Source organism: Anoxybacillus sp. FSL W8-0104 (assembly GCF_038004465.1).
Classification (GTDB): domain Bacteria; phylum Bacillota; class Bacilli; order Bacillales; family Anoxybacillaceae; genus Anoxybacillus; species Anoxybacillus flavithermus_G.
This window is the reverse complement of record NZ_JBBOQU010000001.1, coordinates 2,444,337-2,453,576: the sequence shown is the minus strand read 5'-3', so window position 1 is coordinate 2,453,576 and position 9,240 is coordinate 2,444,337. Positions and strand designations below refer to the sequence as shown.

10 protein-coding genes and 1 tRNA gene are annotated in these 9,240 nt (G+C 41.4%); 8 read left to right on the top strand and 3 right to left on the bottom strand.

What is annotated here, in order from left to right; all coding sequences use genetic code 11:
- The first annotated feature begins 70 nt into the window (after positions 1-70).
- From NST18_RS13105 to NST18_RS13075, 7 genes are all read left to right on the top strand, one after another.
- Positions 71-1,516 carry a tetratricopeptide repeat protein gene (locus NST18_RS13105; protein WP_035018919.1) on the top strand — a complete coding sequence of 482 codons (1,446 nt, stop codon included), beginning with the start codon at positions 71-73 and terminating at the stop codon, positions 1,514-1,516.
- Positions 1,517-1,610: 94 nt separating this feature from the next.
- A complete protein-coding gene (gene trxB / locus NST18_RS13100) occupies positions 1,611-2,558 on the top strand; it encodes a thioredoxin-disulfide reductase (protein ID WP_004892524.1) in 948 nt (315 codons plus the stop codon).
- Between the two features lie 233 nt (positions 2,559-2,791).
- On the top strand, positions 2,792-3,250 hold the full coding sequence (locus NST18_RS13095) for an NUDIX hydrolase (protein WP_004892521.1): 459 nt from the start codon (positions 2,792-2,794) through the stop codon (positions 3,248-3,250).
- A gap of 17 nt (positions 3,251-3,267) precedes the next feature.
- Positions 3,268-4,158, top strand: a complete 891-nt coding sequence (gene rapZ, locus NST18_RS13090) for an RNase adapter RapZ (protein ID WP_004892518.1) — start codon at positions 3,268-3,270, stop codon at positions 4,156-4,158.
- On the top strand, positions 4,155-5,120 hold the full coding sequence (locus tag NST18_RS13085) for a gluconeogenesis factor YvcK family protein (RefSeq protein WP_004892516.1): 966 nt from the start codon (positions 4,155-4,157) through the stop codon (positions 5,118-5,120). Before rapZ ends, NST18_RS13085 begins: the two co-directional genes overlap by 4 nt.
- A gap of 12 nt (positions 5,121-5,132) precedes the next feature.
- Positions 5,133-6,095, top strand: a complete 963-nt coding sequence (gene whiA / locus NST18_RS13080) for a DNA-binding protein WhiA (protein WP_004892513.1) — start codon at positions 5,133-5,135, stop codon at positions 6,093-6,095.
- 19 nt (positions 6,096-6,114) lie between these two features.
- Positions 6,115-6,372 carry an HPr family phosphocarrier protein gene (locus NST18_RS13075; protein WP_004892510.1) on the top strand — a complete coding sequence of 86 codons (258 nt, stop codon included), beginning with the start codon at positions 6,115-6,117 and terminating at the stop codon, positions 6,370-6,372.
- A gap of 27 nt (positions 6,373-6,399) precedes the next feature.
- Here the strand turns inward: NST18_RS13075 and clpP are convergent, their stop codons facing one another.
- Positions 6,400-6,990 carry an ATP-dependent Clp endopeptidase proteolytic subunit ClpP gene (gene clpP, locus NST18_RS13070; RefSeq protein WP_004892507.1) on the bottom strand — a complete coding sequence of 197 codons (591 nt, stop codon included), beginning with the start codon at positions 6,988-6,990 and terminating at the stop codon, positions 6,400-6,402.
- A gap of 214 nt (positions 6,991-7,204) precedes the next feature.
- Here clpP and NST18_RS13065 point away from each other — a divergent pair.
- Positions 7,205-7,276 (top strand) — tRNA-Arg (locus NST18_RS13065).
- Between the two features lie 140 nt (positions 7,277-7,416).
- Here NST18_RS13065 and NST18_RS13060 read toward each other — a convergent pair.
- A complete protein-coding gene (locus NST18_RS13060) occupies positions 7,417-8,550 on the bottom strand; it encodes a tyrosine-type recombinase/integrase (protein WP_340721520.1) in 1,134 nt (377 codons plus the stop codon).
- A gap of 58 nt (positions 8,551-8,608) precedes the next feature.
- Positions 8,609-9,121 (bottom strand): ImmA/IrrE family metallo-endopeptidase, encoded by a 513-nt coding sequence (locus NST18_RS13055; protein WP_340721518.1) that lies wholly within the window; start codon positions 9,119-9,121, stop codon positions 8,609-8,611.
- Positions 9,122-9,240: the final 119 nt, after the last annotated feature.

Genomic DNA, 9,240 nt, shown 5'->3' with positions numbered 1-9,240 from the left:
ATCCATGTTGTTCTGAAGCGAAAATGTGGTATACTTTCTTTCGGTGAAAGAAATCAACATGGAGGGTTCGATGAAAAAACATTTGCAAAAACGTGTCGGGAAAGTCATTCCGTTTATTCAAGACGGTACGTACTTTTTTAATAAAGGTGTCACATATTATCGTCGTCGCGATTTACGTAAAGCGAAAGCATATTTGCAACGGGCGGCGCAACTTGAGCCAGAACAAAGCACATTTGCGTGCCAATTGGCGATTGTATTGTCAGAATTGGGGGAATATGCGCAATCGAACGAATGGTTATTACGCATCATTGAACGAGACGACGATTTAGCGGAATGTTTTTACTTTTTAGCGAACAACTATGCTCATTTAGGGTTGTTTGGTGAGGCGACGAAATATGCGGAGCAATATATGGAACGCGAACCGGATGGAGAGTTTGCGGAGTATACGCTCGATTTATTAGATATTTTAACGATTGAACAAGATGACGAGTGGCTGAATTATGATGATATGTTAATGAAGCAAGAACAGGCTCGTACGTTGCTCGAAAAAGGCGAGTTTCAAGAAGCGATTGTTTTGTTTGAAGAAATGATTAAAGAGCATCCAGAACATTGGGCGGCTTACAACAACTTAGCGCTCGCTTATTTTTATCAAGGGAATGTCGGGAAAGCGAAACAAACGATCGAATACATTTTAAAGCAAAATCCAGGTAATTTGCATGCTCTTTGCAATGATGCGGTGTTTTCGTATTATTTGCAAGAACAAGAGCGACTATTTTTACTTATTCAGTCGTTGCAACGCGTATATCCGATTTCATTTGAGCATCGCTATAAGCTTGGGGTGACGTTTGCAATTGTCGGACGCTATGATTTAGCGTTTCAATGGTTGCGACAGTTACAACGCCGCGGTTTTGAAGGGGATGCACCGTTTTATTATTGGTACGCATATGCTGCATATCATATGGGATATCGCATGCTAGCGGAGTCGATGTGGAAAAAGTTCATTGCGCTTCACCCAGATAAAAAAGGAAGCGAGCCGTGGCGTTATCGTGAACAGACGATTGAGCACATTCAGTCATTATTTGCAAAACAAGATATTGCTTCTTCATTGTATGCGTTATATTTAATAGGCAAATCGTTTATAGCAAGCGATTGTCCGTTTCCAAAACAATCATGGTCTCATCCGTTTTTGCAGGAATGGAGCGACTACGTGTACGGATATGAACATGAACCATCCGCGCATGTTGTCGATGCGCATCGCATCGTGACGTTGCTTATTCAACATAACGGGTTTGGATACGAGCCTTTATATATTGCTTGGTTTTCTTTTTTTATCGAGGCAATAAAAGAAATCGATTCGTTTTCTAATCACGAAGGATGGGCAGCGGCGTTTGAATATATGTTTCGTAAACGTCGTGGTGAGCGTGTGACACAGCGAATGCTTGCAGAACGTTATGGGGTGTCAGTAGCAACGATCGGAAAGTATGTGAAAGTTATGAAACAGAAGTGGCACGGATGAGCAAGTTAATAGACCCTTTTGTTTTGTTGTATTATGATAGACATATGGAAAAGATAAAATGAAGATTTGTTTATGCGGAAAGGGTGAAGAAGACGTGTCACAAGAAAAAGTGTATGACGTAATTATTATCGGTGCTGGACCCGCAGGAATGACGGCGGCGGTATATACATCGCGTGCGAACTTGTCAACGCTCATGTTAGAGCGTGGCGTTCCCGGTGGGCAAATGGTCAATACAGAAGAGGTGGAAAATTATCCGGGATATGATCATATTCTTGGACCGGAATTGGCGTCAAAAATGTTCGAGCATGCGAAAAAATTTGGTGCTGAATATGCGTACGGTGATGTAAAAGAAGTGATTGACGGCGAAGCGTATAAGACGGTTGTCACAAGCAATCAACAATACAAAGCTCGTGCCGTTATTATTGCGACAGGTGCAGAGTATAAAAAGCTTGGCGTTCCTGGTGAAAAAGAATTGGGGGGACGCGGCGTTTCGTATTGTGCGGTATGTGACGGAGCGTTTTTTAAAGGAAAAGAGCTTGTCGTCGTTGGCGGTGGAGATTCGGCTGTTGAAGAAGGTGTATATTTGACGCGCTTTGCAAGTAAAGTGACGATTGTCCACCGTCGCGATCAGCTGCGCGCACAAAAAATTTTACAGCAGCGCGCATTTGCGAATGAAAAAATTGATTTCATTTGGAATCATACAGTTAAGCAAATTAACGAAAAAGATGGTCGTGTCGGCAGTGTGACGCTCGTTCATACACAAACAGGGGAAGAGCGTGAGTTCCCATGTGATGGCGTGTTTATTTACATCGGTATGGTGCCGCTAACAAAGCCGTTTGCTTCACTTGGCATTACGAACGAAAACGGCTATATTGAAACGAACGAATTAATGGAAACGAAAGTGCCTGGCATTTTCGCAGCAGGGGATGTGCGTGAAAAGTCGCTCCGTCAAATTGTTACCGCAACAGGCGATGGAAGCATTGCGGCACAAAGCGCGCAACATTACGTGGAGGAATTAAAGGAAAAGCTTAACATTCAGTAATGAAAACGTAATGTGGCTTTAATTGAACTGTAACACGCTTGAAACAATAAAAGAGTATGATAAAAGTAAGTAATTGACCCCCTTTTTTATATATACTTGTTGGCACGGGCTTTCGTCCCGTGCTTTCTTTTTTGTTTATGGTCATGAAAACGTTTCAAAAATTATACTTTGTGACCGTTTGTAAGAAATAGTATAATGAAAAAAAACACATTCATTATTGAGGTGAACGGACGTTGCAACGAGTGACGAACTGTGTATTAGTGAAAGACGGGCACGTACTCTTGCTGAAAAAACCTCGGCGTGGTTGGTGGGTAGCGCCGGGTGGAAAAATGGAGCAAGGAGAATCAGTACGGGAAGCTTGTGTGCGCGAATATCGCGAAGAAACAGGTATTTACTTAAAAAACCCCCAATTAAAAGGGGTATTTACGTTTGTCATGAAGCGAGGAGAAGAAGTCGTTTCTGAATGGATGATGTTTACGTTTTTTGCGGAACATTTTGATGGCGAAAACGTAGTACAATGTGAAGAAGGGGAGCTCGCTTGGCATCCAATTGAACAGATTCCGACGTTGCCGATGGCGCCAGGCGATTATCATATTATTGATTATGTCATTAAAGGAACGGGAATGATGTACGGCACGTTTACGTATACAGAGGAATTTGAATTGTTATCGTACCGACTAGATCCGAGTTGAAGAAAGGAGAGAGGGCGATGAGCACAGGTTCAGCACATGTCCATATGGTGATTATTACAGGGATGTCGGGAGCAGGAAAAACGGTAGCGATCCAAAGTTTTGAGGATTTAGGCTATTTTTGTGTCGATAATTTGCCGCCGACGTTGTTACCAAAGTTTCTTGAATTAATTCGAGAGTCAGGAAATAAAATGAATAAAATTGCTCTCGTCATGGATTTGCGGAGTCGTGATTTTTTCGATCGTCTTTTTGCAGCGCTCGATGATTTGGCAGAAACATCGTGGGTCACGCCGCAAATTTTATTTTTAGATGCAAACGATACGACACTTGTTAGCCGTTATAAAGAAACGCGGCGTTCGCATCCGCTTGCTCCAAGCGGATTGCCACTTGAAGGAATTAAGTTAGAGCGCCAGTTGCTCGAGGAATTGAAAGGGCGTGCGCAAATGATTATTGATACATCCAACTTAAAACCGCGCGAACTGCGCGAAAAAATTGTTCAAACATTTGCGACACCAGCTACGACAACGTTTTCTGTCAATGTTGTTTCATTTGGCTTTAAATATGGGTTGCCGATTGATGCGGATCTTGTCTTTGATGTTCGTTTTTTACCGAATCCGCATTATATCGAGCATATGCGTCCGAAAACAGGACTAGATGAGGAAGTATCATCTTACGTTTTGAAATGGACGGAGACGCAAAAATTTATTGAAAAAGTAACGGATTTACTTTCATTTATGCTTCCACATTATAAGCGAGAAGGAAAAAGTCAAGTCGTCATTGCCGTTGGATGTACAGGTGGACAGCATCGTTCTGTAACGTTAGCGGAGTATATCGCACGTTATTTTGCTGACGAATATACAACGCACGTGTCACATCGAGATATTGCCAAAAGAAAGGATACGCACCGATGAAAAAAATTGTTGTCATTGGCGGGGGCACAGGGCTTCCTGTCTTGCTTCGGGGGCTCAAACAATATGATGTCGATTTGACAGCGATCGTCACCGTTGCAGATGATGGCGGAAGCTCGGGGAGATTACGTGATGAACTGGATATACCTCCGCCCGGAGATATTCGTAACGTACTTGCGGCTCTTTCTGATGTAGAGCCACTCATTATCGAATTGTTTCAACATCGATTTGAAAACGGGAACGGGTTATCCGGTCATTCGCTTGGCAATTTAATTTTAGCGGCGATGACGGCCATCACTGGCGATTTCGTGCATGCGGTTCGTGAAATGGGAAAAGTGTTAAATGTGCGTGGAAAAGTGTTGCCAGCCGCAAATGAAAGTGTTGTTTTGCATGCAGAAATGGAAGACGGGACAATTGTATCAGGTGAGTCAAAAATCCCGTATTCCGGAAAAAAAATTAAGCGCGTCTTTCTAACTCCAGAACATATTGAGCCGCTCGAAGAAACGATTACAGAATTACAAACGGCAGATTTAATTGTGATTGGACCCGGGAGCTTATATACGAGCATTTTACCGAATTTACTCGTTCCTAAAATTGGCGAAGAGGTATGTCAATCAAAGGCGAAAAAAGTATATATATGCAACGTCATGACTCAAGCAGGAGAAACGTTAAACTATACGGCGAGCGATCATGTGAAAGCGCTGTACGATCATATGGCTTGTGCGTTTTTAGATGCTATCATTGTCAATAATGCGCCTATTTTGCCAGAAACGAAAGAGCGATATGCGAAAGAACTGGCGACACCGGTCATTTGTGATATGGAAGAATTAGAGAAGCTCGATTTACAAGTCATTTGTGGTGCGATCATTGATGAGCGAGATGGAACGGTGCGTCACGATACGAAAAAAGTAGCGGCGTTGCTCGTTTCGCTTCTAGCACCTCCTTCGCACGACGTATATTTATAGGAGGTGGGATCGTTGTCATTTGCATCGGAAACAAAGAAAGAATTAACGGGTATTGACGTGAAACCTTGTTGTTTAAAAGCAGAGTTGTCTGCTTTAATTCGAATGAACGGTTCCATTTCATTTTCTAACCGCCGTTTGTTGCTAAACATTCAAACAGAAAATGCCGCAATCGCACGGCGCATTTATACGTTATTAAAAAAAGGGTATGATGTAGTAGTTGAGTTGCTTGTACGCAAAAAGATGCGTTTAAAGAAAAACAACGTATATATCGTACGGGTGGTAGAAGGAACGCACGAACTATTATCAGATTTAAAAATTATGGAGGAAGGATTTTCGTTTGTTCACGCCATTTCGCCAAAACTCGTGCAAAAAAAATGTTGTAAACGTTCGTATTTGCGTGGTGCATTTTTAGCGGGTGGATCTGTTAATAACCCAGAAACATCGTCTTATCATTTAGAAATTTTTTCGTTATATCGTGAACATAACGAATCGCTTTGTGAACTGATGAACACGAATTTTCATTTACATGCGCGCACGTTAGAAAGAAAAAAAGGGTTTATTACGTATTTAAAAGAAGCGGAGAAAATTGCAGAGTTTTTAAGCATTATCGGAGCACATCAAGCGCTATTGCGTTTTGAAGATGTGCGCATCGTGCGCGATATGCGTAATTCAGTCAATCGTCTTGTTAACTGTGAAACAGCGAACTTAAATAAAACGATTGGCGCAGCGTTGCGACAGGTGGAAAACATTCGGTATATCGACGAAACGATCGGGCTTGATCAGCTGCCGGAAAAACTTCGTGAAATTGCGAAATTGCGCATTGAATATCAAGATGTGACGCTCAAAGAGCTTGGAGAAATGGTTTCTGGTGGGAAAATTAGTAAATCGGGTATTAATCATCGCCTGCGTAAATTAGATGAAATTGCAGAACGACTTCGTGCAGGTCAGCCGATCGATTTTCATAAATCTTTATGAACTATGGGAGGAATGCAAAATGGTAGAAAAGCAAGTGGAAGTACGGTTGAAAACAGGGTTGCAAGCGCGTCCAGCAGCGTTATTTGTTCAAGAAGCAAACCGTTTTTCAGCCGATATTTACATCGAAAAAGATGGAAAAAAAGTAAATGCAAAAAGCATTATGGGTTTAATGAGTTTAGCAATTCATACAGGGGCAGTTATCACCATTTATGCTGACGGTCCAGATGAGCAGGAAGCGCTAAACAAACTTGTTGAGTATGTACAAAAAGAAGCATAAAAACAAGGCGGTTGCACCGCCTTGTTTTTATTTTTCATCGACGCGTGTTAATACGCGGTCAATTAAACCGTATTCTTTCGCTTTTTCAGCTGTCATAAAGTTGTCGCGATCGGTGTCGCGCTCAATGACTTCGATTGGTTGTCCTGTATTTTCGGATAAGATGCGGTTTAATTTGTCACGCAAGAATAAAATGCGTTTGGCTGCAATTTCGATTTCTGTTGCTTGGCCTTGTACGCCACCGAGCGGTTGATGAATCATGATCTCGCTATTTGGCAATGCAAAACGTTTTCCTTTGGCGCCTGCTGCCAGCAAAAACGCCCCCATAGAAGCTGCCATACCGATACAAATCGTCGATACATCTGGTTTAATAAATTGCATCGTATCGTAAATCGCCATGCCTGCTGTAATCGACCCACCAGGGCTGTTAATGTAGAGAGAAATATCTTTTTCAGGGTCTTCAGCAGCTAAAAATAAAAGCTGAGAAACGATTGAGTTTGCGACATGATCATCGATTGGGCTTCCTAAAATGATGATGCGATCTTTTAATAAGCGAGAGTAAATGTCATATGCACGTTCTCCACGGCTCGTTTGTTCAATAACTGTAGGAATTAAGTTCATACTCTTCCTCCTCCGAATAATTCATTTTTTTATGTACTTTTATCATACAGGAAAGGTCAATAAAGGTCAAATGAAATACCTTTCATTCATATGTATTCGCCTTTGTTCTTCTGCATCCCTTCTTTCATCGTTTCCGCTTTTTTAAATTTTAAACGTCACCGCTATTGCATTTTTTTTGCTTATTCACTATAATGGTAAATGCGTTTATGATCATGCCCTCGTAGTGTAGTGGATAGCACGAGAGATTCCGGTTCTCTTAGCGTGGGTTCGAATCCTGCCGAGGGCGTTTTTTTTATCTCGATGGTTCAGATTAAAAATCACCAAACCCTTGATACGACTGCGTTTGCGGTCGTTTTTTATTTTTCGAAAATCCGATTGAAAACGATAGAATTCGAAAAAATTTTGCACGAATTTTGCACGGCTTTTTTATTTTGCATTGTACAATTCTGTCATCGTTAAGTCTACTTGTCGGGACTCTTTTTGTTCCATCTCATCTAAAATGTGCGAATATGTTTGCAAGGTGGTTACAATATCTTTATGGCCAAGCCGTCTGGACACATACTTAATGTTTATCCCCTTGTATAAAAGCATAGAAGCGTGCGTATGGCGCAGTCCGTGGCAGGTGATAGGTTTAACCCCAACCTTTTTACATAACGCTTGTAGCGTCTTGTTTACCGCGTTATTTGTGATGACTTCCATTTTCGTGTTAACGAACACTAAGTTCTTTGAATTTCGCAATCCAGTTTTCATCGCCAACTCGTTTTGGTGTTTCCGCAGCTCTTTTAGCATGTTTAACGTTTCGTCATCAATCGTAATCGTTCGTTTAGAATCGAAAGTCTTCGTATCGCTAAAATCGTTTTTATCCTTGAAGTCCCACGTTTTATTGATTGTAATCGTTTTGTTTTTAAAATCGACGCAATCCCATGTAAGTCCCATAATTTCAGAGAACCGTGCACCGGTGGCAATCGCGAACAGAATGATGTATCTGGAGATGTATTTTGGCTTCATGTCTTTTTTAACTTCGACTACCAGCTTTTTTACTTCATCGAAATTAAGGTACTTTAATTCCTCTGATTTTGTTTCTAATTCGCCTTTTATAATGACTTTATATGTCGGATCGCGCGTAATAATTCCGTCCTCGATCGCGTCCCGGAGACACGATTTAATGTACGTGTGCCGTTTCTGGACCGTCGCCGTCGTGTGTTTTTTGCTGATTTCGTTAATAAATTTTTGGTACATGTCACGTGTAATATCTTTCAATTTTACGCCAGCGAAATGTTCTTCGACCAACCGGACGGATAATTCGATATTTCGTTCATGCGCCAAGCTGTATTTCCCTTTCTTATACACCTCATACCAATTCCGCATATACTCCGAAAACAGCTGATCGCCAGCGTTGATGTCGTATCCTTTGTGTAATTGTTTTTCTAGCTCCGCAGCAGCCAATTCTGCTTCTTTTTTGGTACGAAATCCTCCCTTCGTTTTCGTTTTGTATTGCCCATTTTCTTTGTATGAAACACGATAACGCCAACCGTTTTTCATTTTTTGAATGCTGGCCATATGTATTCACCCCTTTCTTTATTATTTTAAGCGTTTTGTCGTCCGGTGCTGGTATAATTCAAGCAAAACACATAAAGTGATTGCTAAAGCATGAATGATTGACTAATATGCGATTTTGAATTTGTGTTAAGCGCTCTTCGCATAACTTCGGTGTCACCTTAAACATGTGAGCCATTTGCTCTATTATGTATCGTTCATTCCAGTCGATGAGCTCAAGCATATGATATGGGATGGCTGCGTATTTCGTGAAAAGCTTTGCATCACGTTCTTGCAGTTCGCGGAACGCCTCTGGCATCATGCTTTGCACACCGACATGACGAAGAATATGGCAAAGCTCATGGAAGAAAGCTTCGCGCTTCTCTTCTTTAGATAGGCGTGAGTCAACAACAATGCAGCGAAAGCGACCAACAACTTGATGAGTTGAAGAGAACGGTTTTTCACGTAAGAAAATACTTAGTTTTTGGGAAATGACTACAGGGTTAATATCTTCTGGACGGAAAATCTTGAGTCTGGAATAAAACTTGGTTACCCAATCTTCAAGTGCGGTTGTATGGTAGTATTGTAGCCCCATATAATCCCCCCCTAAGCTAATTATAGGAACATATGTTTGTTTTTGCAATAAAAAGAAAAAGCCCTTTATAGGGCTTTATAACATTGATGAATTATCACTACCGTCGCATAAATGATGTC